Genomic DNA, 24,135 nt, shown 5'->3' on the forward strand with positions numbered 1-24,135 from the left:
TGAAGAATCCGTAAATGCGCGAGAGGCGCTCGATCGGTCTTCCTGCGAAGGAGTGGGACATGCGAATACTGGTGGTCGAAGACAACCGCGACATCCTGGCCAACCTGGCCGATTACCTGTCGCTCAAGGGCTATACTGTGGATTGCGCGCAGGACGGGCTGTCCGGCCTGCACCTGGCGGCCACCGAGCACTACGACCTGATCGTGCTCGACGTGATGCTGCCGGGAATCGACGGCTATGCCCTGTGCCGGCGCCTGCGCGAAGACGCACGGCGCGACACCCCGGTGATCATGCTCACCGCCCGCGACCAGTTGGACGATCGCCTGCAGGGGTTTCGTTCCGGAGCCGACGATTACCTGGTCAAGCCCTTCGCCCTTTCCGAACTTTCCGCACGCATCGAGGCGGTGCTGCGTCGCGCCCAGGGTGGCGGCCGCCGCGAGCTGAGCGTGGCCGATCTCAGCTATGACCTGGATACCCTGGAGGTCAAGCGCGCGGGCAAGTCGCTCAAGCTCAATCCGATCGGCCTAAAGCTGCTCGCCGTGCTGATGCAGAAGAGCCCCCATGTGGTGCGCCGGGATGCCCTGGAAGAAGCGGTCTGGGGCGACGACTGCCCGGACAGTGACAGCCTGCGCAGCCACGTCCATCAACTCCGTCAGGTGATTGACAAGCCATTCTCCGTGGCCTTGCTGCATACGGTGCATGGCGTCGGCTACCGCCTGGCGGAGGAGCCGAATGGAGTATAAGCAGAGCCTCGCCCGCCGGATCGTCATCGCCTTCATGCTGATGACGGTCGCCGTGGGGGGACTGTTCTCCGCCGGCATCGTCGGCGTGGTCCACATCATCGAGGAGCGCCTGATTTCCCGCGACCTGGGCGGGGAACTGGAGCGCATCCTGCGCGACGACCTGGCCCAGGGACGCAACCCGGTGCTCGATCCCGGCATGCGCTTCTTCATCAGCGACGGCCAGGGCTCCTACGCCATGCCGCCGGCGCTGGACCAACTGGATGTCGGTTTCCACGAAGTGTTCGAGGGCGACTTGTCGTTCCATGCGCTGGTGCGCGACATCGATGGTCGCCGCTTCGTCCTGCTGCAGGACCAGAGCGATTTCGAAGCGCGCGAGCAGGTGCTCTACGCCTCGGTGCTGACCGGCTACGTGCTGAGCATCGCCCTGGCCGGCCTGCTTGGCTGGATGCTCGCGCGCAAGGTGATGGAGCCGGTGGTGCGCCTGGCGCGCCAGGTGCGGCATCGCGAACAGTTGCTCGGTCTGGCGCCGCCGTTGGCGCCGGACTACGCCAACGACGAGGTCGGCGAGCTGGCCGCTTCCTTCGACGAGACCCTTGGCCGCCTGCGCGACGCGCTCAAGCGCGAGCAATTGTTCACCAGCGACGTCAGTCATGAGTTGCGTACGCCGTTGATGGTCATCGCCACCTCATGCGAACTGCTGGCCGAAGAACCCAGCCTCGGCCCGCGCGCCCGTGGCCAACTGGAGCGGATGACCAAGGCCACCGAGGAGATGCGCGACCTGGTGCAAACCTTCCTGTTGCTGGCGCGTGCGCAGAAGGGCGAGGAAAGCCTGGCGCCCCACGGTAGCCTGGAGAGCATCGCCGACGACCTGGTCCAGGTCTGGCGCGAACAGGTCGAGGCGCGAGGACTGACCCTGCACTACCGCAACGAAGGCGCCTGCGCCGGCCAGTTCAACGCGCCGCTGCTGCGCGCGGTGATGGGCAACCTGTTGCGCAACGCGACCCACTACACCGATGCCGGGAGCATCACGCTGACCCTCGACGAGCATGGTTTCAGCGTCGAGGACACCGGGGCGGGCGTCCCGGAAGAACAACGCGAACGCATTTTCATGCCCTTCGTTCGCGGCAGTTCCAGCTCCGGGCGCGGCGAAGGCCTTGGCCTCGGGCTCTCGCTGGTGAAGCGGATCTGCGCGGCCGAGGGCTGGAGCGTAACCCTCAGCGCGGTGGAGCCGCACGGCTGCCGGTTCGAAGTTTTACTCGATGTTGCTTGACGAAAAATTCACCACCCCTTGACCCGAGCTTGACGGCTGGATTCATACCGTTCGTCTCATGAATCCTGGAGTTCCCGTCATGAACAATCCGCCTGTCGACCTCGACTTTTCTCACAAGTATGATCGCGAGCATGCTGAGGCCTACCTGAAGAAGCATCAGGACGGCCTCGCCCGGAAACTTTCCCACCGGCGCGACGTCCAACTCGCCCGGCACGCGCTGAAGCTCGCGGGGCAGCCCAACCTGGTGCTCGACCTGCCCTGCGGCGCCGGACGCTTCTGGCCGCTGCTGGCGGAAAAGGACAACCGGGTGATCATCGGCGCCGACAATTCCGCGGACATGCTGGCGGTCGCCTGCGCCGGCCAGCCGGACGGTGTAGTGAAACGGGTACGGCCCTTGCAGACTTCCGCTTTCGCCATCGACCTGCCGGACAGCTCGGTGGACAATATCTTCTGCATGCGGCTGCTCCACCACATCGGCGAGGCGGATGATCGACGCGTCCTGCTCCGCGAGTTTCACCGGGTCACGCGGGACAGCGTGATTCTTTCCCTCTGGGTCGATGGCAATTTCAAGGCCTGGAAGCGTAGGCGCATGGAGGCACGGCGGGTAGCGAACGGGGAACAGACCGGCTACCAGAACCGCTTCGTGTTACCAGCCGAAACGGTCGAGCGCGAGTTCCGCGACGCCGGCTTCGTCGTCCAGAAGCATCTCGATTTCATCCCGCTGTATCACATGTGGCGGGTCTATATCTTGCGAAAGGAATAACGATGGCTCCCGATCTGGCATCCCTGCAACGTATCTCCGGCGACTCCGCCATCGACCAGTGGTTGCAGGTACCCGGCAGCTGGGTCGAGGAGCCCAACGAGCGCCGCGGCGGGGCCAGCGGCGTGCAGCGGGTGTACACCGGCGATGGACGGCTGCTCTATCGCAAGCAGCAGACCGGCCACGTCTACCGCGACTGGCAGCGCCCTTTCGGCTATCCCACCGCCATGCGCGAGCGCGATGCGCTACGGGCCTTCGAGTCGCTCGGTATACGCGTGCCGCGCCTGATCTATTCCGGCTGCCGCAAGGTCGACGGGCAATGGCAGGCGCTGCTGGTGACCGAAGCCCTGGAGGGTTTCTCCAGCCTCGACGAGTGCTATGCGCGCGGTGACCAGGACCGCTGGGGCGAAGCGAAGCACCAAAGAATTCTGCAACAAATCGGCGCTACCATTGCCCGGATGAATCTCGCCCACTGGCAGCACGGTTGTCTCTATCCGAAGCACATCTTCGTCCGCGTCGAGGGTGAGGCCATCGAAGTAGCGCTGATCGACTTGGAGAAGAGCCGCCGCCGCCTTACGGTGAACAAGGCGTCCCAGCACGACCTGAAGCAGTTGAAGCGCCGTTCGTCGTGGACTGGCGCGCAGTGGCAAGCCTTCATCTATGGTTACCAGACGGCGTTTGGCAGCGCCATCAAAGGGTTGCAGACATGAAATTAGAAATCACTCGAGGTTTGTTGCTGGTCGGCGCTCTCGCCGTGGCTACAGCCGCGGCTGCCGCCTGGCACGAACCCGCGCCGAACGTGGTGCAGATGAGCGGCGGTCATGAGTACTGCCCGACGCCTTCGGCGCTCAAGGCCGAGCGGCCGACGCGCCAGGAGGTCCAGCCGAACAAGGACATCCTGCTGCTGATGTTCGGTCTTTCCCAGGGGGGAGCCAGCCTGTCGCGCTGAGTCTCCTTGTCGAAAAAGCCCCGCCTTGGCGGGGCTTTTTCATGGGCGATGAGATCGTCGGAGGCATGGGCCGAATAAGGACCAGGCCTCATGCGCCACCTTGCCGCGGCGCGCCAGGCTTGCCCTAGGCGACCTGGAACACGTGCTTGAGGTAGTGGATGAAGTCAGGGTCCCGGCATTGCGCCTTGCCGGGCGTATCGGAGATCTTCGCCACCGGATGGCCGTTGCAGGCGCTCATCTTCACCACGATGTTCATCGGCTCGACGCCCGGCAGGTCGCAGGTGAAATGCGTGCCTATGCCGAAGCTGACGTTGATCCGGCCCTGCAGCGCGCGATAGATCTTCAGGGCCCGCGGCAGGTCGAGGCCGTCGGAGAACACCAGGGTCTTGGTCAGCGGGTCGATGCCCAGCTTGAGGTAGTGGGCGATGGTCTTTTCCGCCCACAGCAATGGGTCGCCCGAGTCGTGGCGGAGGCCGTCGAAGAGCTTGGCGAAATAGAGGTCGAAGTCGCGCAGGAAGGCATCGGTGGTGATGCAGTCGGTCAGCGCGATGCCGAGCAGCCCACGGTATTCGCGGACCCAGCAGTCCAACGCGGCACTCTGGCTGTCGATCAGGCGCGGACCGAGCTGCTGGTGGGCCATCAGCCATTCGTGGGCCATGGTGCCGAGGGGCTTGAGGTCGAGCTTGCGTGCCAGGTGGACGTTGCTGGTGCCGACGAAGCAGCCCGGAAAGTCCTCCTTCAGACCGCTCACCACCGCCTCGTGGACCCGATAGGAGAAGCGGCGGCGGGTACCGAAGTCGGCCATCTTGAAGCCGGCCAGTTCCTCGGCGCTGGCCTCCCGGCGCAGCCAATCGAACTTTTCCTGCAGGCGTTCGCGCGCCTGCTCGACGGTGGCGGCCGGGTAGCGGGCGCGGTTGCGCACCTCGCTGATCATCGCCAGCAGCGGCACTTCGAAGAGGATCACGTGCAGCCAGGGACCTTTCAGGCGCAGGAAGAATTCGTCGTTCTCGATGCCGGTCTGCACGTAGCGCGGGTTGAAGCGGAACAACCCGAGGAAGCGGATGAAGTCCGGCGCGAGGAAGGGAATCCGTTCGAGGAAGGCCAGTTGCTCGTCGCTGATCGCCAGGCCCGCCAGGTATTCCAGTTGTTCGCGGATAGCCGGCAGGTACAGGCGCAGGTCTTCCTGGTTGCGGCAGCGGAACTCCCACTCCACCTCGGCGTTGGGATAGTTGTGCAGCACCGCCTGCATCATGGTCAGCTTGTAGAAGTCGGTATCCAGCAGGTTCTGCACGATACGTTCGGAAAAAGCGCTCTCGGCCATGCTCGTCTCACCACTGCGTTTCAGCGGGCAGTCTACTGGAGGCGGCTGCCGGCGGACATAGGATCGCGCCCGGAGGGCTGTGGGATGGGGCGACAGCGCCGGCGGACAGCGCTGTTGTCGCTGTCCGCCGTTTCCGATCAGTGTGCGTTTGCCGCTTGCGTCACGCCTGGCGGGGCATCCGGCCTGGCCACCAGGGTGTAGATGCACGGCAGGACGAACAGGGTGAAGAGGGTGCCCACCGACATGCCGGTCGCGATCACGATGCCGATGTCGAAGCGACTGACCGCCCCGGCGCCGGTGGCGAGGATCAGCGGGATCACCCCGAGCACCATAGCCGCGGTGGTCATCAGTACTGGCCGCAGGCGGATCGCGGCGGCCTGCTCGATGGCCTCGCGACGCCCCAGCCCCTGTTCGTGGCGCAACTGGTTGGCGAACTCGACGATCAGGATGCCGTGTTTGCTGATCAGGCCGATCAGTGTCACCAGGCCGACCTGGGTATAGATGTTCAGGCTCGACACGCCGAGGAACAGCGGTATCAGCGCACCGCAGATCGACAGCGGCACGGTGACCATGATCACCAGCGGATCGCGGAAGCTTTCGAACTGTGCGGCGAGGACCAGGAAGATGATCGCCAGGGCCAGTCCGAAGGTGACCAGCAATGCGCTGCCTTCCTGCACGTATTGCCGGGAAGCGCCGGCGTAGTCGACGGCGAAGCCACGCGGGGCTTCCTCGCGGGCGATCTGCTGAACCGTCTCGATGGCCTCGCCCATGCTGACGATGGGGAAGCCGGAGATGATCGCCGAGTTGAGCTGCTGGAACTGGTTCAGTTGCCGTGGCCGTGCCCGTTCGTGGGTCTCGATCAGGGTCGAGAGGGCGACCAGTTGGCCGTTGCGGCTCTTCACGTAGTAGCTGCCGAGCCAGCCGGGATTGTCGCGATAGGGGCGTTCGACCTGGGCGATGACCTTGTAGCTGCGCCCGTCGATGGTGAAGCGGTTGATCTCGCCCTCGCCGAGCAGGCTGGCCAGCGCCACCCCCAGGTCCTGCATGGAGACGCCCATCTGCGCGGCCTTCTCGCGGTCGATGTCGACCACCAGCTCGGGTTTGTCGAACGCCAGGTCGAGATCGAGGAAGGCGAACTTGCCGGACTCGCTGGCGCGCTGCTTCACCCGTTGCGCCACTTGCAGCAGCGACTCGTAGTCGTTGGCGGTGTTGAGCACGAACTGGAATGGCAGACCCTCGCCGGTGCCCGGTAGCGACGGCAGGTTGAAGGCGAAGATTTGCACGCCGGGAATCTCGTTGAGCTTCGCCTGCACCGCATGGAGCAATTCCATCTGGCTCTTTTCGCGTTCGTCCCAGGGCTTGAGCAGCATGCCGCCGATGCCGGCCTGGACGCCGTTGTAGCCGTTGATCTGGAACGCCGAGTAATACTCCGGGAAGCTGCGGAAGATGCCTTCGAACTCGGCGGTGTAGCGATTCAGGTAGTCGAGGTTGGCGGTCTGCGGCGAGTTGGTCATGAGGAACACGATGCCCTGGTCCTCTTCCGGCGCCAGCTCCTTCTTGGTGAACATCAGCAGTACCGGGATCAGCGCCAGTACCAGCACGGCGAACACCAGGACCACCGGACGGGTGTCCAGGGTGCCGTGGAGGGCGCGCTGGTAGCGTCGCTTCAGGCCCTCGAAGATCAGGTCGAGGCGATGCGCCAGGCCCGAGGGATTCTCCTCGTGGCGCAACAGGCGCGAGCACATCATCGGCGACAGGGTCAGGGCGACGATCCCGGAAATGATCACCGCGCCGGCCAGGGTGAAGGCGAACTCCTTGAACAGGGCGCCGGTGAGGCCGGTGAGGAAGCCGATCGGCGCGTAGACCGCGGCGAGGGTGATGGTCATGCTGACCACCGGTACGGCGATCTCCCGCGCGCCCTCCAGGGCAGCCTCGAAGGGCGGCTTGCCCTCCTCGATGTGGCGGTGGATGTTTTCCACCACCACGATCGCGTCGTCCACCACCAGGCCGATGGCCAGGACCATCGCCAGCAGGGTCAGCAGGTTGATCGAGTAGCCCATGGCCTGCATGAAGAACAATACGCCGATCATCGACAGCGGAATGGTCACCACCGGGATCAGTACCGAACGGAACGCGCCGAGGAACAGGAACACCACCACGATGACGATCAGCACCGCCTCGCCGAGGGTCTTCACCACTTCATCGATGGAGGCCTGAATGAAGCGCGTGGCGTCGTAGGCGATGGACACCTTGAGGTTGGGCGGCAATTGCTCTTCCAGTTCGGGCATCTTCGCCCGCACTTCCTTGATCACGTCCAGCGGGTTGGCGCTGGGCGTGCCCTTGATGCCGATGTAGACCGAGGGAATCCCATTGAACGAACTGATCGCGTCGTAGCTGGCGGCGCCCAGTTCGACCCGTGCGACATCACCCATCAGCACCCGGCGGTCGCCGTCGGTCTTCACCGGGATGGCGGCGAAGGCCTGGGGCGACTTGAGGTCGGTGGAAGCATTGACGCTGGTGACCACCAACTGGCCCTTCACCTCGCCGGCGGCGGCGAGGAAGTTGTACTGCTGCACCGCCTGGTTGATCTCGCCGGCGGTGACGCCGAACGCGGCCATCTTCACCGGGTCCAGCCACAGGCGCATGGCGAACACCTGGTTGCCGAGGATCTCCGCCTCGGCGATACCGGGCAGGGTCGCCAGCTTGGGCTGGATCACCCGCGACAGGTAGTCGGTGATCTGCGGGTTGTTCATCTGCTCGCTGTAGAAGCTGATGTACATCAGCGCCGAGGCGTCCGCGGCCTCCTTCTGCAGCACCGGGTCCTCGGCGTCCGGCGGCAGCTGGCTCTTCACTTCGTTGGACTTGGCCAGCAGCTCGGTGACCAGGCGATCGGTATTGGCGCCGATCCGCGCGTAGATGGAGATGGTCGAATAGTTCTGCCGGCTCACCGAGGTCATGTAGTCGATGCCTTCGGCGCTGGCCAGGCTCTGCTGCAGCGGCTGGGTGATGTAGCCCTGGATGGTTTCCGCGTTGGCGCCGGCGTAGAGCGTGGTCACCGTGATCAGCGCGTTCTCCATTTGCGGATACTCGCGGATCACCAGCTTGCTGAAGGCCTGCATGCCGAGCAGGACGATCAGCAGGCTGACCACGCTCGCCAGGACCGGACGACGGATGAACGGATCGGTAAAAGCCATGTTTCAGTCCCTTGGCAAGCCTTCCGCCACGGAGTGGGAAGGCGCGCGACTCAGTGCTCTTGCTGGAGGTCCCGCTCGGCGACGATGGCCACCGCGGCGCCGTTGTCGAGCTTCAGTTGCCCGGAAGTCACTACCTGCTCGCCGCCCTCCAGGCCTTCGAGCACCACCGCCAGGCCTTCGCGGCGTTCGCCGATCCTGACGAAGCGGCGCTCGACGACCCGTTGCGGCTGGCCCTTGTCATCCTTCGACACCTGGCCCTGCTCGTCCTTCTTCTGCCCGACGACGTAGATCGAGTCGCCGTAGAGGGTGAAGGTGATCGCCGTCTCCGGCACCACGACGCGTTGTTCCTCGCCAGGCAACATCACCTCGAGGTTGGCGAACATGCCCGGCAGCAGCTTGCCGTCCGGGTTCTCCAGGGCAGCGCGGACCTGCAGGTTGCGGGTCTCGTTGTCGACCTTGGGGTTGATGGCGGCGATCTCGGCGTCGAACACCTGGCCGGGGTAGGCGGCGACCCGGACCTTCACCAGCTGGCCGCGGCTGAGCAGGGGGAAGTCCTGCTCGGGCAGGTGGAAATCCAGGAGCAGGGTGGAAAGGTCCTGCAAGGTGGCGATCGGCGTCCCGGGCGAGACGTAGTCGCCGACGTCCACCTGGCGGATGCCGATGGTCCCGGCGAAGGGCGCGAGCACGCGCTTCTTCGCCAGCGCCGCCTTCAGCTCGGCGACGGTGGCGCTGGTCTTGGCCCACTGCGCGGCGAGACGATCGAATTCGCTTTTCGAGATGGCCTTGCTGCCGATCAGTTCGCGGCCGCGCTGGTACTCGGCCCTGGCCAGGCCGAGATCGGCCTCGGCAGTGCGCAGGGTGGCTTCCTCGACGTCGCTTTCCAACTGGATCAGCGGTTGGTCCAGCTTCACCTGGTCGCCGGAAAGGAACAGTACGTCGCGTACCGTGCCGGAGACTTCGGCGGTGAGGGTCACGCCCTGGAATGCCTTGAGGCTGCCGATGGCTGGCAGGCGGCTCTGCCAGGGACGCTTTTCGGCCAGGCTGGCGGTCACGCTGATCGGCGGTTTCGGTGCGCTGAAAAGGGCGATCTGCTGACGGATGGAGTAGACCTTGTAGCCGGCGAGAATCGCCACCACGGCGATCACTGCGGCGAGCATGATCAACATGCGGCGGAGCAACATAATCCTGGTCCCTGGTATGCCGAGAGCGCCCCGTTTCGGGGCGAATCCGACACATTACGTGCAGCTTTCAGGGCTTGTCAAAGCACAGGATTGGCGAAAGATTTCAAGCGTGTTGCAGGTCGCTTCCGACTTTCGCGGACCGGTATGGCGAGAGGTTGATGCCGTGCTCTCAGGCCAGGTGCAGGTGGTTGTCCCAGAGGCCGGAAGGCAGCTCCAGCGGTTGCGCGGCGATGCGCTCGCCCTGGCAGTCGTAGAAGCGGCAACGGCCCTGTCCGGACGTGACGACGAAGCCGTTCTTCACCGCGCCCACGCCGGCGCAGTCCGGCAACGGCGCGTCGAGGCGTACGGCACCGCTGTCCAGGTCCCAGATGAAGAAACGGTTGCCGCGCGGGGCGGTCAGGGCCACCAGGCGCAGGTCGTCGTGGATCGCCACGCTGGCGGTGTACTGGGCCATCGCCAGGCGCTGCTCCTCGGCCACCGGGAAGGCTTCGAAGGGACGGCCGGGGCGCTTGATCGCCAGCAGGTCGGCATGTTCGTGGGCATCGCCCATGAACTGCTGGCCGGCGACGATGGTGCCGTCGCGACCGATCGCCAGGTGGCGGACGCTGTTCATCTGCTGCGCCAGGGTTTCCTTGGACAGCAGGTTGCCGTCGCGGCGCATCAGCACCAGGCTGGGCTCCATGGCGTCGAGGTTCATCTCGACCCGGCTTTCCGCCTCGGTGCGAATGCCGCCATTGGCCACTACCAGGGTCTCGCCGTCGGGCATCCAGGAAACCTGGTGCGGCCCGAGGCCGTGGGTGGAGATCTCGCCGCTGTGCTGCAGTCGCTCGCCGTCGAAACGGTAGACGCCGAGCACGCCGCGACCGGGATCGGTAGTGTCGTTCTCGGTGGCGTAGAGCCACTCGCCGCTCTGGTGGAACACGCCGTGGCCGTAGAAGTGGCGGTCTTTCTGCGAGACCAGGGTCTGCAGCAGGCGACCGTCGTTCAGGTCGATCAGGTAGCTTTCGGTGCCTGGCCGGCGGGCGACGAACAGCGCCAGCGGCAGGCTCGGGTGCTGGACGATGTCGTGGCAGCGCTGGGCCACGCGGGTGGCGAACTGGCACTTGCCGTCCAGGCGGTAGCCCACCGCGTAATGCTGGCCATCGGCGTCGTCGCGCGCCGATAGCACCAGCGGTTGGCTACCCAGGCGGCTGAAGCTCCAGCCGCCGAAGGACAAGGCGCCGAGCAGCAGGCTGCCCAGGCCGATCACATGACGTCGCAGCATGGTGCCGACCTCAGTCGCCATCGTTGGCGTTGAAGCCCAGTTGCACGCCGAGGGCGCGGGCCAGATCGCCTTCGTGCAGGCGGTGGACCACGTTCAGGCTGTCATAGAGGGCGTTGAGCTGGTTGCGCCCGTCTTCGCTGGCGAGCAGTTCGGAGAGCGGTTTCTGTTCCAGCGCCGCCAGCTTCGCGTGGCTGTCGGCGTAGGCGGCGTCGATCTTGCCGGCCAGGTCCTTCTGTTCGGCCGGCAGCAGGGTCTTCAGGCCCTTGCCGTCGATACCTTCCCAGAGCGCCTGGGCGCCGCTCAGGCTGGCGTCCAGGCTGGCCAGCGAGGCGTTGCTGCGCCAGGCCTCGGCCTGGTAGGGCTGGGGAATGCCCTTGCTCTGCCGGCCCAGCGGAGTACCGAGTTTCTTCTTCAGCATGTCCAGGGCGGTGACCTGGACCCGCAGCAGCTCGGCGATCGCCTCGTGGGCGTCGGCGTAGCGGTCGTTGGGGAACTTGCTCATCTGGGTGAGCATGCCGCCGTCGTTCTTCCAGCGCGCCAGGATGTCCTGGGCCAGTTGCTGCTGGTGGGTGCCGATGGCTTCCAGCAACGGGCAATAGCGGGCCTTGGTGGCGGCGTCGGCGAGGTCGATCTTGCTGTCGAAGAGGATGTATTCGTAGGCGGAGAGCCCCTGCACCACCACGCTGGCCTTGGCCAGGGCCGCGGCGTCGACCTGCGGGTTGTTCTTCAGCAACTGTTCGACCTGGCGCCCGACCAGGTCCTTCTTGTCCGGCCAGAACTGCACCTGCCAGGCGCGGTTGCCCTCGGCCAGCGGGCCGATCAGCAGCGGTTGCAGCTCGGCCCAGGCCTTCTGCGCGGCGTGGAACGCGTCGCGGGCCTTGGCCAGGTCTTCCTTGCCCTGGCAGTAGGCCAGGGCGCTGCTGGCCAGGGCCTGGTCGGCCTCCACCCAGCGGCTGTAGGTCGGCAGGATCACCTGTTGCGCCAGGGCGGCACTGGTGACGGCCTGCGGGTCTTGCGGCGAGCAGGCGCCGAGGGCGATGGCGAGGCTGGTCAAGAGCAGTCGTGGGCGGAACATGTGGGCTCCTCAGAGTGAATTCAGGAAGGCCAGCAGGGCGCTGCGCTGGTCGGCGTCGAAGCCGAGCACGTGCCGCTTGGCCGCTTCGGCTTCGCCGCCGTGCCAGAGGATCGCCTCCAGCAGATTGCGGGCGCGCCCGTCGTGGAGGAACTGGGTGTGGCCGTTGACCGTTTCGGTCAGGCCGATGCCCCATAGCGGCGGGGTTCGCCAGTCCCGCCCGCTGGCGAGAAATTCCGGGCGATTGTCCGCCAAGCCGTCGCCCATGTCATGCAGCAACAGGTCGGAATAGGGACGAATCCGCTGGTTGGCCAGCTCCGGCTCGCTGGCGTCGGAACCGGTAGTGAAGGCGGGAACGTGGCAGGCCACGCAGTTGGCCTGGGCGAACAGGCGCTTGCCGGCCAGCACCTGCGGGTCGTCCACCTTGCGCCGCGCCGGGACCGCCAGGTTGCGGCTGTAGAACAGCACCTGGGCGAAGATGTTGTTGCTGACTTCCGGCTCGCCGCCGTCGGGCGCCCGGCGGCACTCGACCTGGGCGGCGCTGCAGTCGTCGTGGGGCAGCAGGCTGCTGGTCAGGCCCATGTCGTTGGCGAAGGCGTGCGCGTTCTGCTGCGGGATATTCGGCTGGCCGGCCTTCCAGCCGAAGCGGCCGAGCGCGGTGCGCTGCCGCGCGGCATCCCAGACCTGGTTGGCGCGCCCGCGGATACCGTCGCCGTTTCGGTCGTCCGGATCGGCATTGGCCAGGATCGCCTCTTCGGGAATCGCCTCGAGCAGGCCGAGCCCGATCATCGGCGGGGCGACGCGGGCGGAAAACATCGTCTGCGGATGCATCGGCCCATAGCCGAGCTGGCTGATACGCAGGATCGGCTTGCGCAGTTCGACCTCGGTGCCGTCCTCGAACCTCACCTTCAGCGGCTCGTAGTCCACCCGCACCTTGCCTTCCGGGGCGACGCCGGGAATGCCGACGTCCTGCAACTGGCCGCCGTAGGTCGGCTCGGGAATCACCCCCTGGTGCAACAGGGTCTTGCCGTCCGCAGGGCCGGCCGGGATCGACAGGCGTACCAGCATCGACACCGCGCTGACCGCGTCCGCTCCCGGCGGGTGGCCGCGGCCGTCCTTCACATGGCAGTTCTGGCAGGCGTTGGTATTGAACAGCGGTCCCAGACCGTCGCGCGCGGTGGTGGAGGAAGGGGCGATGACCCAGGGGTTGCGGAAGAAACTGTTGCCCACGCTGAAGTCCAGGCGCCGGCTCGGGGCGAGGTTGGCGGAGGGCAGGGAGAAGGCGTTGCGGTCGCTTTGCAGCACCGTGGTCGCGCCCCCGGACAGGTGTTCGCCGGGCTCGGCGCGCAGCGGTTCGTCGTCGGCGCCGCATCCGCCCAGAAGGAGCGCCGTCAGGAGACAGGCAAGCGGCATGGAAGGTGACGGCAACGACATCGGCGAACATCCCGGGACTGCGTGGAAACAGCCCGCAAGCTTACCAGTTGGGGCTAATCAAAATAAGAGGGATTTGCGTTTGTAAAGGCCCGCGAAGACCGCTTTCGAGGCCCTGAAACGCAGCGTGCGGCCATGGGCCGCACGCTGTTGGCACAGGAAGGAATCAGAACTCGTGGTCGGCGTTGTCCGGCTTCAGGTCCTGGATACCCAGCTTGCCAGCGGCCTGCTCGATGGCGCCGGTCTGCTTGACCAGGGCGGCGATGGCGTCGCGGATCTTCTGCTGGCCGTCCTTGTTGTCCGGAGCGATCATCTGGTCGAAGTGCACGCCATCCTTCTCGGCGCTGTCGACGATGGCCTGCAGCTTGGCCTCGGTGTCGGCCAGGTCGGCCTTCAGGGTGTCGTTGGCGGCGGCGTCGGCCTTGGCGACCAGGTCGGCCAGGCTCGGGCCCTTGACCACGCTGCCGTCGATGCGCTTGTACTCGCCGAGGTAGATGTTGCGGATGCTCTTGCCGTTGAAGAACAGGGTGTGGTGGGTGTCGTCGCTGAAGCAGTCGTGCTCGTCTTCGGTGGAGTTGGCCTCCAGCGCGACCTTCATGCGCTCGCCGGCCAGTTCGCCGAGGGACAGGCTGCCCATGCCGAAGAACATCTTGCGCAGGCCGGTATCCACCGGTTCGGCCTCCAGCTTGGCGCGGTAGTTGTCGGCGACGCCGGCTTTCCACTGTCCGGCCATGTATTCGAGGTCGCTGACCAGCAGGTCGGTGACGGCCTTCAGGTAGGCGGCACGACGGTCGCAATGGCCGCCGGTGCAGTCCTTGCCCTGGGCATAGTCGGTGGCGGGACGGTTGCCGGCGCCGGGACCGGTGCCGTTCAGGTCTTGGCCCCAGAGGAGGAACTCGATGGCGTGGTAGCCGGTGGCGACGTTGGCTTCGGAACCGCCCAGCTCGTTCAGGCTGGCCAGTTTCTCACCGGTGATTTCCTTGACGTCGATCTTGTCTTCGCCGACCTGGATCTCGGTGTTGGCGACGATGTTGGCGGTGGCGCCGGGGTTGCCCAGGGCGTGCTGGTAGTCCTTGGCGACATAGTCGATCAGGCCTTCGTCCAGCGGCCAGGCGTTAACCTGTCCTTCCCAGTCGTCGATGATCGCGTTGCCGAAGCGGAAGGCTTCGCTCTGGGAGTAAGGGGTACGAGCGGCGAACCAGGCTTCCTTGGCGGCTTTCAGGGTCTCCGCGTCAGGCTTGGCGAGGAACGCGTCGATGGCTTTCTGCAGGTCCTTGGCGGTGCTCAGGGCATCGGCGAAGGTGGCTTCGGCGAGGTCCGCGTAATTCTTGATCACCGCCTTGGCGGCGGCCTCGTCGACCTTGGCGGCCGGGGCGGCGGCGGGCGCGGCGGGCTGCGTGCTGGCCGCCGGTGTTGCGGGCGCTTCGGCTTTCTTGTCGTCGCCGCAGCCGGCGAGGGAGATGGCGAGGGCCAGCAGACTGGCGGTGGCCAGGGGCATACGAGTCATGGCGGATTCCTTTGCTTTATTGGTGGCGTGCCGAAGCGGCGTGCGCTTGTCGGAAACACCCGCGAGGGCGTTAAAAAACCGCCACATAATGCGAAAGATTTGCATTTTTGAAAAGGGCGCAGCGTGATCGCCGTCGTGCCTGGACATGTCGGGCGCAGCTAGAATGCCAGTATCTTCGTCCGGAGCTCCGTCCATGAGTCTGACCGCTATCGCTTTCTGGGTTGTCCTGCTGCTGCTCGCCGGCTACGCGGTGGTGCTCTACAACGGCCTGGTACGGCTGAAGCACGCCGTGGGCAAGGCCTGGGCCAATATCGACGTGCTCCTCAAGCAGCGCCATGACGAGCTGCCGAAGCTGGTCGAGGCCTGCAAGCAATACATGCAGCACGAGCGCGCCACCCTGGAGCGGGTCATCGCCGCCCGCAACGCCGTCGCCAGCGCCCGCGAGCGCGCCGACGTGAATGCCCTGGGCAAGGCCGAGAGCGGCCTGCGCGCCGGCCTGGGGCAGCTCTTCGCGCTGGCCGAGAACTACCCGCAGCTCAAGGCCAACGAAAGTTTCCAGTTCCTTTCCCAGCGCATCAGCGGCCTGGAGAACGGGATCGCCGATCGCCGCGAGCTGTACAACGAGGCGGTGAACCTGAACAACGTGCGCATCGAGCAATTTCCCGACCTGCTGATCGCCCGTGTCGCTGGCTTCAAGGCCGCCGAGCTGTTGCAGTTCAGCGAGGCGGAGAAGGCCGACGTCGATCTCAAGGCCCTGTTCGGCTGAGATGGACTTCGACCTGCGCTGGCTGTTCATCGCCGCCAGCCTGGGGCTCTGCGCCTGGGCCGGCTGGCAGTTCGTGCACCGCCTTGCCCGGGCGCGCCTGCTCGGCGACGTACCGACCTCGCGGATCCGTTCGGCGGCGCAGGGTTTCGTCGAACTCTACGGGGTGCTCGAGGAGGGCCCGGAAGGCCCGCTGCAGGCTCCCTTGACCGGCAAGCCGTGCCTGTGGTGGCGCTACCGCATCGAAGTCGAGGAAAAGCGCAGCGGCCGCGAGAAGGCCTGGCGCACCGTCGACAAAGGTGCCAGCGAGTCGCCATTCAGCTTGCGCGATGCCACCGATGCCTGCCTGGTCGACCCACGCGGCGCCGAGGTGCGACCCTTGACCCAGCAGCGCTGGGAGGCTTTTCGCGAAGCACCGATCGATACCCTGCGACTGCTGGAGAGCTTCGGCACCCTGGTCGGCGGAGAGCGGCTCTACCGCTACACCGAGGAGCGCCTGCATGCCGGCGAGCCGCTCTATGCGCTGGGCGAATTCCGCAGCAGCGGTGGCGGTCGCCAGGGACTCGATGCCGAACGGGCGCAGGGTGCGGTGATCCGTGAATGGAAGGGCGATTTCCACGGGCTGCTGGCGCGCTTCGACAGCGACGGCAACGGCGAGCTGGACGAGCGCGAATGGAACCGGGTGCGCCTGGCGGCACGGCTGGAGGCCGAGGATCGGCATCGGGCAAGCAGCGCCGCGCCGACCCGCCACCGGCTCGGCAAGCCGGGGGAGGCGCATCCCTTCATTCTCTCCAGCCAGGGCGAGGACGATCTCGCCGTGCAACTGCGCCGCCAGGCGGCGGGGGCCGCGTTGCTCTGCCTGGGCAGCGCGCTATTGGCGGGCTGGCTGTTCAGCCGCCTGTTCTGATCAGGGCCGTTCGCTGCTGGTGGCCTGGCTCAGGCGTCGCGCCTGCTTGAGGTACTGGGTCAGTTCCCTGGCCGGCAGCGGCTTGCTGTACAGGTAGCCCTGACCTTCGTTGCAACCTTCGGCGATGATGTACGCCTCCTGCTCGGCGGTTTCCACGCCCTCGGCGATCACCTGCATGCCCAGGCTCTTGCCGAGCTGGATGATGGCGCGAACGATGGTCGCGTCGTCCTCGTCCTGCAGCAGGTCCTGGACGAAACTCTTGTCGATCTTGATCTTGTCCAGCGGCAGGCTCTTCAGGTAGCTCAGCGAGGAATAGCCGGTGCCGAAATCGTCGATGGCGATCAGCGCGCCGGCGCGGCGCAGGCTGAGGAGGTGCTGGGCGGCAGTGGAGATGTCCTCCATCAGGCCGGTCTCGGTGACTTCCAGCTCCAGGCTGCGCGCCGGCAGGCGGTAGACCTGCAGCAGGTTGCTGACCACCCGTGGCAGGGCGTTGTGGTGGAGCTGCACGGTGGAAAGATTGACCGCCATGCGCAGGTCGTCGAAGCCCTGGTCGTGCCATTCGCGCAACTGCCGGCAGGCCTGGTCGAGCACCCACTCGCCGATGCTGAAGATGCTGCCGTTCTGTTCCGCCAGCGGGATGAACAGGTCCGGCGGGACGAAGCCGTGCAACGGATGTTGCCAGCGCAGCAGCGCCTCGACGCCGACCACGCGGTGGTCGCGGTAGTCCACCTGCGGCTGGTAGACGAGATGCAGCTCGTGGCGCTGCAGGGCGTCGCGCAGGTCCTTTTCCAGTTCCCGGCGGCGACGCATCTCGCTGTCCACGCTGGCGATGTAGAACTGGTAGCGGTTGCGCGAGCGGGTCTTGGCCAGGGTCATGGTCTGCTCGGCCTTCTGCAGCAGTTTCTCCGTGGTCTCGCCGTCCTCGGGGAACAGGGTGATACCGATGGTGGCGCGCAGGCGCACCTCGTGCTGGTCGATCTCGAACGGCGCTTCCAGGCCGTCGAGGATGCTCTGCGCCAGTTCGGCCGCCTCGTAGGGTTGCTCGATGTCGGCCTGGACCAGGGCGAACTGGTCGCCGCCCAGGCGCGCCAGCGAACCGAGCCGCGCGCTGTGCCCGCGCAGGCGGTCGGCGAGGGCGATCAGCAGCTGGTCGCCGAGCTGGTAGGTGTACTGCTCGTTGATCCCCTTGAAATCGTCGAGGCCCAGGCACAGCACTGCCACCCGGCGCTGCTGGCGGCCGGCGCCGTCGAGGATCTGGTCGAGTTGCTGCTGCAGCAACTGGCGGTTCGGCAGGCCGGTGAGGAAGTCGTACTGGGAAATGCGCAGCAGGTTGTCCTCGGCCTCGCGGCGCAGGTGGCTGTTGCTTTCGATCGAGGCGAGCAACTGGTTGGCGGTGGTCACCCAGAGCCCCAGCTCGTTGCGTTCGTGCCCCTTGAGCAGCGGCAACTGGTGCTGGCTGGGGCGGTCGGGATTGATGCTGACCAGGTGCTCGATGATCTTCGACAGCGGCTTGGTCAGCATCCAGTGGTAGACCAGGAACAGCACCAGGCCCATGGCCAGGGCGCGGAGAATGCCGGAGATGAAGATGATTTCCGAAGTGGTGACGAAGTTCTCGCCGTAGGGCGCGGTGTCCAGGGTGATCTTCAGGTCGCCGTAGTATTCGCTATAGGGCGGGCGGCCGATCAGTCGAATGCTGAAGGTGCGTTCCTGGCCGAGGATCGGGTCGGTCAGCCAGCGCGTCGGCAGGTCCAGCAGCGGCCTGGATTTCTCCGCCAGCATTGGCTCGCCGGGATGGCCGATGCTCGCCTGGCGCACCGCCTCGTGCTGGAACAGGCCTTCGAGGACCTGCATCGCCATTTCCCGGTCGAGGCTGTAGACCGCCTGGGTGGAAGGGTCGCGGACCATCGCGAGGATGCGTTGGGCGTCGCTGCTCACCGCCTGCTTGGCCTTGTAGGCGTCGAAGACGATCTGCGCGCAACTGAGCACTACGCCAACGGCTAGCGCCGCCAGTAGCACGACACGCAGCAGCTTGAGCGAGAGGCTGTGTCGGGAGTCCAGTTTCAAGGGGCCTTCCTTGTTCGTCGCCAGGGCGAAAGACAAGCCGGTAGGAAGAGCTTGTTTACCTCAAGAGGCTATCACGAGCGAAGGTCTACCAGTTCCTGAGGGTAGACGATGGCTCCTGGACCGCAGATTAAAACGAAAAAGCCCGGCGAATGCCGGGCTTTTTCGTGGTTCTGATCAGACTCAGGCAGCGAAATTCTTCGCTACGAAGTCCCAGTTGACCAGGTTCCAGAACGCCTCGACGTACTTCGGACGCAGGTTGCGGTAGTCGATGTAGTAGGCGTGTTCCCAGACGTCGCAGGTCAGCAGCGGGGTGTCGCCGCTGGTCAGCGGGTTGCCGGCACCGATGGTGCTGGCCAGGGCCAGGGAGCCGTCGGCCTTCTTCACCAGCCAGCCCCAGCCGGAACCGAAGGTGCCGACGGAAGTCTTGGTGAACTCTTCCTTGAACTTGTCGAAGGAGCCGAAGGCGGCGTTGATGGCGTCGGCCAGGGCGCCGGTGGGCTGGCCACCGCCGTTCGGGCTCAGGCAGTTCCAGTAGAAGGTGTGGTTCCACACCTGGGCGGCGTTGTTGAAGATGCCGCCGGAGGAGCTCTTGACGATCTCTTCGAGGCTCTTGCCTTCGAACTCGGTACCCGGGATCAGGTTGTTCAGGTTCACCACGTAGGTGTTGTGGTGCTTGTCGTGGTGGTATTCCAGGGTTTCTGCGGAAATGTGCGGCTCAAGGGCGTTCTTTTCGTAAGGCAGCGGCGGCAATTCGAAAGCCATGGTGTCTCTCCTATTCTTCCTCAGGTCAGGACTGGCGCGGCTAGCGCGCGACCGGTTCACGGGGCCGGTCCGATGCCTGTCCGGGAGCCCGTCCTGGATCCCCGGGGGGACGTTCGGCGGAGCGCTCCGGAAAGGGCGCCGGGTGCGACTCGGAGCCTAGGCTCCCAGTGCCGCGAACTCCGGATCATAGCACCCGTGTCGGGGCATATCCACGCAGCAACTGTAGGGGCAAAGGCCGGCGGCGGCGCGCTGCGACGGGCTTCTGCAAGCTCGCCGGCGAACACCGCCACATTCTCTCTGGACTGCCTGGTGGCGCGAGGGTTCGCTCGGGAAGACAGAAACCGCGTTATCCCCGGAACAGCAGTTGCGCGGCCATGCCCAGCATCATGGCCGCCACCATCAGGTCGAGCAGGCGCCAGGTGGCCGGGCGCGCCAGCCAGGGGGCCAGCCACGCCGCGCCGAGGGCGAGGGCGAAGAACCACATCAGCGAGGCGCTGGCCGCGCCGAGGGCATAGGCGCCCGGCGCGGCCTGCTGGGCGCCGAGCGAACCGATCAGAAGTACGGTATCGAGATAGACGTGGGGGTTGAGCAGGGTGACCGCCAGTGCCGCCAGAAGCACCGCCTTGCGCGAGCGTGGCCCGGTTTCCGCTGCGTTGCCGAGAGCGTCCGGGCGCAACGCGCGAAGCAGCGCCTTGAGCCCGTACCAGGTCAGGAAGGCGATCCCGCCCCAGCGGGCGATGGCCAGCAGCGTCGGGTTTTCCAGCAGCAGCTTGGCCAGGCCGAACACGCCGAGGCTGACCAGCACCGCGTCGCAGAATACGCAGAGCGCGGCCACCGAGAGGTGATGCTCGCGGCGCAGGCTCTGCGCGAGAACGAAGGCATTCTGCGCGCCGATGGCGATGATCAGGCCGGCAGCCACCAGGATGCCGTTGAGATAGCTCTGCCACATGTCAGTGTGCCTCCGCCGCCAGCCGCTGGAGCACGGCGAGGGCGCGCCGGCCCTCGTCGCGGGCGACGAACAGGTGGTCGTGGAAATAGCCGGCCATCACGTTGCAACTGATCCCGGCTTCGGCCAGCGCCGTGGCGAAGGCGGCGGTCAGGCCCACCGCCGCCAGCGAGGAGTGCACCGTCAGGGTGATCCAGGCCGCCACGTATTCGTAGGGCAGGCCCAGGCGTTCGGCCTGCCGGCGTTCGAGCACCAGGGTCAGGCCCTCGCGCTCGCGGAAGCTGGCGAGCGGCTCGGCGCCGTTCGGCAGCGCGCCAGCGGCGCAGGTACAGAACACATAGTCGCCGGGATTGAGTTCGGGAGTGAGCGTGCGCAGCAGGGTGCGCAGCGAGGTTTCGCCAGCCATGGTCGGTCCGCGTCGGGTGAATCGGAAAAGTGCTGGCGAGTGTGGCCGCGGGCGGTTTATAAGGAAAACGAATCCTGCTGATCTCTCATTAGGAAAACTGATTTTGTTCGACTACAAGTTGCTCGCCGCGCTGGCCGCGGTGGTGGAGCAGGGCGGTTTCGAGCGCGCCGCACAGGCGCTGGGGCTGTCGCAATCGGCGGTATCGCAGCGGATCAAGCTGCTCGAGGCGCGGGTCGGCCAGCCGGTCCTGGTGCGCGAGACGCCGCCGCATCCCACCGATCTCGGGCGCCGCCTGCTCAACCATGTACAGCAGGTGCGGCTGCTGGAGGGCGACCTGCAGCGCTGGGTGCCGAACCTGGATGAAGGCGGTGCCCCGGAGCGCCTGCGCATCGCTCTCAACGCCGATAGCCTGGCGACCTGGTGGGCCGCCGCGGTGGGCGATTTCTGCGCCGAGCGGCGGGTACTGCTGGACCTTGTGGTGGAGGACCAGGAGGTCGGGCTCAAGCGCATGCGCGCGGGCGAAGTGGCCGGCTGCGTCTGCGGTAGCCCGCGGCCGGTGGCCGGCGCGCGTTCGCTGCTGCTCGGAGCCATGCGTTATCGCGGCCTGGCCAGCCCGGATTTCATTGCCCGGCACTTTCCCCGCGGGGTCGAGGCGGCCGCCCTGGCCGGTGTGCCGGCGATCGTGTTCGGCCCGGACGACCTGCTGCAACACCGCTTTCTCAAGGACCTCGGCGTCGAGGGCGGTTTCATCCACCACCTCTGCCCGTCCTCGGAAGGTTTCGTCCGCCTCACCGCCGGCGGTCTCGGCTGGGGCCTGGTGCCGGAGCGCCAGGTGCAAGGCGAGCTGGCGCGCGGTGAACTGGTCGAGCTGCTGCCCGGCCAGGTCATCGACGTACCGTTGTACTGGCACTACTGGCGCAACGGCGGCGAACTGCTCGCGTCGCTCACCGAGCACCTGCTCGCCCGCGCCGGCGACGGCTTGGTGCGGGTGTCAGGCTGATCAGCCGATGACGGTGATTCGTCCGGAGCCGGGCAACGATTCGACGCAGCGCGCGCCGAGCAACCGCGATGGCGTGAAGTAGCCGCCGGGACCCTGGTAGTCCAGCAGGTGGCGCACTGCCAGGAGCACGCCGTGCAGGGTCAGGTCGTACACGTTGGCCGTCTCCAGGCGCGCCGTGCGGCGTTCGCCGCGGGCGTTGCGCGCCTCGCCCCAGACCCAGGTGCGCAGGCGCTCGCGGGCCGCCTGGTCGGGGCCGGCGATGCGTTTGTCGACCTGCCCCTTGAGCCAGTCCTGGACCCGTTGCCGACCGAGCAGCGGACGCAGCGGGTCGATCAGGCGCATGCCCAGGGCCAGCAGCGGCGGCGCCGGCAGGTAGACCTCGATGTCCGGGATGCCGGTGCTGTAGTAGGCGGTGGCCACGTCGCCCCAGGGAATCGTCACGGCGTGCCGCAGGCCGCGGCCGAAATCGATGTCGCGGCGCTTGTAGCCCAGCGGCACGTCGCGCAGGCGGCCATTCTCGCGGATCTTGCCGCCGAACTTGAGGCCTTCGACGCTGGTCTTCGCGGTTCCCGTCGAAAGCCCGCTGCCGGTGTCGAAGCCCAGCGCCAGCCGTTGCGCGTCCGGCAGCGCCTCCTTCAGGCAGGCAGCCAGGCAATCGGTGGGGATCACATCGAAGCCGACGCCCGGGCAGACCACGATGCCGGCCTCGCGGGCCTCGGCGTCGCCGGCGTGGGCCTGCTCGAACACCGCGATCTCTCCAGTGATATCCACGTAGTGGGTGCCGGCGGCGCGGCAGGCGGCGATCATCGGCGTGCTGGTGGCGGAGAACGGACCGGCGCAATGGGCCACCACCTTCACCTGGTCCAGGGCTTCGCGGCAGGCCTGCGGATCCCCCAGGTCGAAGACCCGGCACTCCAGCCCGAGCTGGCTGCCGAGCGCGTGCAGGGCGGCCGGGTTGCGTCCGCCGAGGAGCGGCGTCAGGCCCTCGCGCTGCGCCTGTTCAGCGACCAGCCGGCCGGTGTAGCCGTTGGCGCCGTAGATCATCCAGTGACTGGCCATGGTGCGTCTCCCAGCGTGCAGGTGGCTTTCAGGTTAGACCTTGTAGCGCGCAGCGCCGCTTCTGTCGCCCAACGCAAGTCGTGCCGGCGGCCCGCAAGGTCGTTGTTCTGGCATGCTGTGCCAGTGGTGGCGCGGCTCCGGGTTGCTAGAGTCGCGGCACAAGAAGAACAACGGGAGAAACGCAATGCGGATTCTGGTAACGGGGGCGACGGGCTTCATCGGCGGGCGTTTCGCTCGCTTCGCCCTGGAGCAGGGCCTGTCGGTACGGGTCAGCGGTCGTCGTGCGGACGCGGTGGAACATCTGGTGGCGCGGGGCGCCGAGTTCGTTCCCGGCGACCTCGCCGACCCGGCGCTGGTCCTGCGCCTCTGCGAGGATGTCGAGGCGGTGGTGCATTGTGCCGGCGCGGTCGGAGTCTGGGGACCGCGCGAACGCTTCCTGGCGGCCAACGTCGGGCTTGCCGAGAGCGTCGTCGAGGCCTGCATGCGGCAAAAGGTGCGGCGCCTGGTGCATCTGTCGTCGCCGTCGATCTATTTCGACGGGCGCGACCACCTGGACCTGAACGAAGAGTACGTACCCCGGCGTTTTTCCGACCATTACGGGGCGACCAAGTACCAGGCCGAGCAACTGGTGCTCAGCGCCCGCGACCTGGGCCTGGAAGTGTTGGCGCTGCGTCCGCGCTTCGTGGTCGGCGCCGGCGACACCAGCATCTTCCCGCGAATGATCCAGGCCCACCGCAAGGGACGCCTGCGGATCCTCGGCAACGGCCTGAACCGGGTCGACTTCACCAGCGTGCACAATCTCAACGACGCGCTGTTCAGTTGCCTGCTGGCCGGCGAGCCGGCGCTGGGCAAGGTCTACAACATCAGCAACGGGCAGCCGGTACCGTTCTGGGATGCGGTCAACTACGTGATGCGCCAGCTCGACCTGCCGCCGGTCGGCGGTCACCTGCCGTATGCCGTCGGCTATGGCCTGGCGGCGTTCAACGAAGGCGTCTGCCGGATCCTGCCGGGGCGCCCGGAGCCGGTGCTGTTCCGCCTGGGCATGGCGGTGATGGCGAAGAACTTCACCCTGGACATCAACCGCGCCCGCGAATACCTCGACTACGACCCGCGGGTCAGCCTGTGGACCGCGCTCGACGAGTTCTGCGCCTGGTGGCGCGCCCAGGGACTCTGATCAGCCGCGCAGCGGGCCGGCGTATTGTCGGCTCGGCGCCTGCGCGGGCAACAGGGAAGGTTCCGCCGGCGGCAGCGCGACCCCGCTGAGCCTGCCGAGGCGCTGTCCCAGCTCCCGCGTCGTCGCATCGCCGGAGCGGGCGCAGGCCGCCTGCATCGCGGCGATCGCATCGCGTTGCTGAAAGTGGATATCCAGCGCCTGTTCCTCGCGCAGGCGTCGGCGCACGGCGCGCATGCAATCCAGCAAGGATTTGTTCAACTCCATGCATCCTCCGGCTCTCGAATCTGCCCGGCAATGCCCAGGCAAGCGACGTGCCATGCGGGCCGCGGACCAGCGCCGGCGTGCGGGGCGGGGAACCGCTG

22 protein-coding genes are annotated in these 24,135 nt (G+C 66.5%); 9 read left to right on the forward strand and 13 right to left on the reverse strand.

Features of this window, described 5'->3' with window-relative positions:
* The first annotated feature begins 59 nt into the window (after nt 1-59).
* The 5 genes from FHW81_RS25570 to FHW81_RS25590 all read left to right on the forward strand — a co-directional run bounded on the left by FHW81_RS25570 (nt 60) and on the right by FHW81_RS25590 (nt 3,722).
* Entirely contained in the window at nt 60-743 is a 684-nt protein-coding gene (locus FHW81_RS25570) for a response regulator transcription factor (RefSeq protein WP_003094039.1), read from the forward strand.
* The gene (locus tag FHW81_RS25575; RefSeq protein WP_003094037.1) at nt 733-2,013 is read left to right on the forward strand and encodes a sensor histidine kinase; all 1,281 of its coding nucleotides are present in this window, start codon (nt 733-735) and stop codon (nt 2,011-2,013) included. Before FHW81_RS25570 ends, FHW81_RS25575 begins: the two co-directional genes overlap by 11 nt.
* Before the next feature lie 79 nt (nt 2,014-2,092).
* The gene (locus FHW81_RS25580; RefSeq protein ID WP_003094031.1) at nt 2,093-2,776 is read left to right on the forward strand and encodes a class I SAM-dependent methyltransferase; all 684 of its coding nucleotides are present in this window, start codon (nt 2,093-2,095) and stop codon (nt 2,774-2,776) included.
* Nucleotides 2,777-2,778: 2 nt separating this feature from the next.
* On the forward strand, nt 2,779-3,483 hold the full coding sequence (locus tag FHW81_RS25585) for a lipopolysaccharide kinase InaA family protein (RefSeq protein WP_003120889.1): 705 nt from the start codon (nt 2,779-2,781) through the stop codon (nt 3,481-3,483).
* Complete coding sequence (locus tag FHW81_RS25590) at nt 3,480-3,722, forward strand: hypothetical protein (RefSeq protein ID WP_003102660.1); 243 nt, start codon at nt 3,480-3,482, stop codon at nt 3,720-3,722. The genes FHW81_RS25585 and FHW81_RS25590 overlap by 4 nt, the downstream gene beginning before the upstream one ends.
* A 124-nt stretch (nt 3,723-3,846) precedes the next feature.
* Here the strand turns inward: FHW81_RS25590 and pncB are convergent, their stop codons facing one another.
* The 7 genes from pncB to FHW81_RS25625 form a co-directional block, all read right to left on the reverse strand.
* On the reverse strand, nt 3,847-5,043 hold the full coding sequence (gene pncB / locus FHW81_RS25595) for a nicotinate phosphoribosyltransferase (protein WP_003102657.1): 1,197 nt from the start codon (nt 5,041-5,043) through the stop codon (nt 3,847-3,849).
* Nucleotides 5,044-5,180: 137 nt separating this feature from the next.
* On the reverse strand, nt 5,181-8,237 hold the full coding sequence (mexW, locus tag FHW81_RS25600; protein WP_003141256.1) for a multidrug efflux RND transporter permease subunit MexW: 3,057 nt from the start codon (nt 8,235-8,237) through the stop codon (nt 5,181-5,183).
* Between the two features lie 50 nt (nt 8,238-8,287).
* Nucleotides 8,288-9,418: a multidrug efflux RND transporter periplasmic adaptor subunit MexV gene (mexV, locus tag FHW81_RS25605; protein ID WP_003102651.1), complete on the reverse strand. Its 1,131-nt coding sequence runs from the start codon at nt 9,416-9,418 to the stop codon at nt 8,288-8,290.
* Nucleotides 9,419-9,587: 169 nt separating this feature from the next.
* On the reverse strand, nt 9,588-10,682 hold the full coding sequence (locus tag FHW81_RS25610; protein ID WP_003102648.1) for a DUF1513 domain-containing protein: 1,095 nt from the start codon (nt 10,680-10,682) through the stop codon (nt 9,588-9,590).
* A gap of 10 nt (nt 10,683-10,692) precedes the next feature.
* Nucleotides 10,693-11,757, reverse strand: coding sequence for an imelysin family protein (locus FHW81_RS25615; protein WP_003102644.1), 1,065 nt, complete (start codon nt 11,755-11,757; stop codon nt 10,693-10,695).
* 9 nt (nt 11,758-11,766) lie between these two features.
* A complete protein-coding gene (locus FHW81_RS25620) occupies nt 11,767-13,188 on the reverse strand; it encodes a di-heme oxidoredictase family protein (RefSeq protein WP_052156725.1) in 1,422 nt (473 codons plus the stop codon).
* A gap of 163 nt (nt 13,189-13,351) precedes the next feature.
* The gene (locus tag FHW81_RS25625; RefSeq protein WP_003112765.1) at nt 13,352-14,692 is read right to left on the reverse strand and encodes an imelysin family protein; all 1,341 of its coding nucleotides are present in this window, start codon (nt 14,690-14,692) and stop codon (nt 13,352-13,354) included.
* 193 nt (nt 14,693-14,885) lie between these two features.
* On the opposite strand from FHW81_RS25625, the gene FHW81_RS25630 reads away from it, so the two are divergent.
* Together FHW81_RS25630 and FHW81_RS25635 are read left to right on the forward strand one after the other, a co-directional pair.
* Complete coding sequence (locus FHW81_RS25630; protein WP_003094011.1) at nt 14,886-15,458, forward strand: LemA family protein; 573 nt, start codon at nt 14,886-14,888, stop codon at nt 15,456-15,458.
* A gap of 1 nt (nt 15,459) precedes the next feature.
* Nucleotides 15,460-16,362 carry a GIDE domain-containing protein gene (locus tag FHW81_RS25635; protein WP_003112766.1) on the forward strand — a complete coding sequence of 301 codons (903 nt, stop codon included), beginning with the start codon at nt 15,460-15,462 and terminating at the stop codon, nt 16,360-16,362.
* On the opposite strand, the gene bifA is transcribed toward FHW81_RS25635, so the two are convergent.
* The 4 genes from bifA to FHW81_RS25655 all read right to left on the reverse strand — a co-directional run bounded on the left by bifA (nt 16,363) and on the right by FHW81_RS25655 (nt 20,540).
* Entirely contained in the window at nt 16,363-18,426 is a 2,064-nt protein-coding gene (gene bifA, locus FHW81_RS25640; protein ID WP_003094007.1) for a cyclic-di-GMP phosphodiesterase BifA, read from the reverse strand.
* A gap of 180 nt (nt 18,427-18,606) precedes the next feature.
* Nucleotides 18,607-19,188 carry a superoxide dismutase [Fe] gene (gene sodB, locus FHW81_RS25645; RefSeq protein ID WP_003094005.1) on the reverse strand — a complete coding sequence of 194 codons (582 nt, stop codon included), beginning with the start codon at nt 19,186-19,188 and terminating at the stop codon, nt 18,607-18,609.
* Nucleotides 19,189-19,534: 346 nt separating this feature from the next.
* On the reverse strand, nt 19,535-20,137 hold the full coding sequence (locus tag FHW81_RS25650) for a LysE/ArgO family amino acid transporter (RefSeq protein ID WP_003094003.1): 603 nt from the start codon (nt 20,135-20,137) through the stop codon (nt 19,535-19,537).
* Nucleotide 20,138: 1 nt separating this feature from the next.
* Nucleotides 20,139-20,540 (reverse strand): ACT domain-containing protein, encoded by a 402-nt coding sequence (locus tag FHW81_RS25655; protein WP_003103830.1) that lies wholly within the window; start codon nt 20,538-20,540, stop codon nt 20,139-20,141.
* A 97-nt stretch (nt 20,541-20,637) separates the two neighbouring features.
* Here FHW81_RS25655 and FHW81_RS25660 point away from each other — a divergent pair, with 97 nt between their 5' ends.
* Complete coding sequence (locus FHW81_RS25660; protein ID WP_003134688.1) at nt 20,638-21,540, forward strand: LysR family transcriptional regulator ArgP; 903 nt, start codon at nt 20,638-20,640, stop codon at nt 21,538-21,540.
* Here the strand turns inward: FHW81_RS25660 and FHW81_RS25665 are convergent, their stop codons facing one another.
* Nucleotides 21,541-22,599 carry a saccharopine dehydrogenase family protein gene (locus tag FHW81_RS25665; RefSeq protein WP_003093996.1) on the reverse strand — a complete coding sequence of 353 codons (1,059 nt, stop codon included), beginning with the start codon at nt 22,597-22,599 and terminating at the stop codon, nt 21,541-21,543.
* Between the two features lie 184 nt (nt 22,600-22,783).
* On the opposite strand from FHW81_RS25665, the gene FHW81_RS25670 reads away from it, so the two are divergent.
* On the forward strand, nt 22,784-23,773 hold the full coding sequence (locus FHW81_RS25670) for an NAD-dependent epimerase/dehydratase family protein (RefSeq protein ID WP_003161488.1): 990 nt from the start codon (nt 22,784-22,786) through the stop codon (nt 23,771-23,773).
* Here the strand turns inward: FHW81_RS25670 and FHW81_RS25675 are convergent, their stop codons facing one another.
* The gene (locus tag FHW81_RS25675; RefSeq protein ID WP_003103821.1) at nt 23,774-24,037 is read right to left on the reverse strand and encodes a hypothetical protein; all 264 of its coding nucleotides are present in this window, start codon (nt 24,035-24,037) and stop codon (nt 23,774-23,776) included. It abuts the gene before it with no gap.
* Nucleotides 24,038-24,135: the final 98 nt, after the last annotated feature.

It is taken from the genome of Pseudomonas sp. RC10-4-2, assembly GCF_050433085.1.
Lineage (GTDB): Bacteria > Pseudomonadota > Gammaproteobacteria > Pseudomonadales > Pseudomonadaceae > Pseudomonas > Pseudomonas aeruginosa.

What these genes read in the sequence shown, in the direction of transcription:
- FHW81_RS25570 (WP_003094039.1), top strand. Translation starts at nt 60, where the DNA reads ATGCGAATACTGGTGGTCGAAGACAACCGCGACATCCTGGCCAACCTG.
- FHW81_RS25575 (WP_003094037.1), top strand. Translation starts at nt 733, where the DNA reads ATGGAGTATAAGCAGAGCCTCGCCCGCCGGATCGTCATCGCCTTCATG.
- FHW81_RS25580 (WP_003094031.1), top strand. Translation starts at nt 2,093, where the DNA reads ATGAACAATCCGCCTGTCGACCTCGACTTTTCTCACAAGTATGATCGC.
- FHW81_RS25585 (WP_003120889.1), top strand. Translation starts at nt 2,779, where the DNA reads ATGGCTCCCGATCTGGCATCCCTGCAACGTATCTCCGGCGACTCCGCC.
- FHW81_RS25590 (WP_003102660.1), top strand. Translation starts at nt 3,480, where the DNA reads ATGAAATTAGAAATCACTCGAGGTTTGTTGCTGGTCGGCGCTCTCGCC.
- pncB (WP_003102657.1), bottom strand. Translation starts at nt 5,043, where the DNA reads ATGGCCGAGAGCGCTTTTTCCGAACGTATCGTGCAGAACCTGCTGGAT.
- mexW (WP_003141256.1), bottom strand. Translation starts at nt 8,237, where the DNA reads ATGGCTTTTACCGATCCGTTCATCCGTCGTCCGGTCCTGGCGAGCGTG.
- mexV (WP_003102651.1), bottom strand. Translation starts at nt 9,418, where the DNA reads ATGTTGCTCCGCCGCATGTTGATCATGCTCGCCGCAGTGATCGCCGTG.
- FHW81_RS25610 (WP_003102648.1), bottom strand. Translation starts at nt 10,682, where the DNA reads ATGCTGCGACGTCATGTGATCGGCCTGGGCAGCCTGCTGCTCGGCGCC.
- FHW81_RS25615 (WP_003102644.1), bottom strand. Translation starts at nt 11,757, where the DNA reads ATGTTCCGCCCACGACTGCTCTTGACCAGCCTCGCCATCGCCCTCGGC.
- FHW81_RS25620 (WP_052156725.1), bottom strand. Translation starts at nt 13,188, where the DNA reads ATGTCGTTGCCGTCACCTTCCATGCCGCTTGCCTGTCTCCTGACGGCG.
- FHW81_RS25625 (WP_003112765.1), bottom strand. Translation starts at nt 14,692, where the DNA reads ATGACTCGTATGCCCCTGGCCACCGCCAGTCTGCTGGCCCTCGCCATC.
- FHW81_RS25630 (WP_003094011.1), top strand. Translation starts at nt 14,886, where the DNA reads ATGAGTCTGACCGCTATCGCTTTCTGGGTTGTCCTGCTGCTGCTCGCC.
- FHW81_RS25635 (WP_003112766.1), top strand. Translation starts at nt 15,460, where the DNA reads ATGGACTTCGACCTGCGCTGGCTGTTCATCGCCGCCAGCCTGGGGCTC.
- sodB (WP_003094005.1), bottom strand. Translation starts at nt 19,188, where the DNA reads ATGGCTTTCGAATTGCCGCCGCTGCCTTACGAAAAGAACGCCCTTGAG.
- FHW81_RS25650 (WP_003094003.1), bottom strand. Translation starts at nt 20,137, where the DNA reads ATGTGGCAGAGCTATCTCAACGGCATCCTGGTGGCTGCCGGCCTGATC.
- FHW81_RS25655 (WP_003103830.1), bottom strand. Translation starts at nt 20,540, where the DNA reads ATGGCTGGCGAAACCTCGCTGCGCACCCTGCTGCGCACGCTCACTCCC.
- FHW81_RS25665 (WP_003093996.1), bottom strand. Translation starts at nt 22,599, where the DNA reads ATGGCCAGTCACTGGATGATCTACGGCGCCAACGGCTACACCGGCCGG.
- FHW81_RS25670 (WP_003161488.1), top strand. Translation starts at nt 22,784, where the DNA reads ATGCGGATTCTGGTAACGGGGGCGACGGGCTTCATCGGCGGGCGTTTC.
- FHW81_RS25675 (WP_003103821.1), bottom strand. Translation starts at nt 24,037, where the DNA reads ATGGAGTTGAACAAATCCTTGCTGGATTGCATGCGCGCCGTGCGCCGA.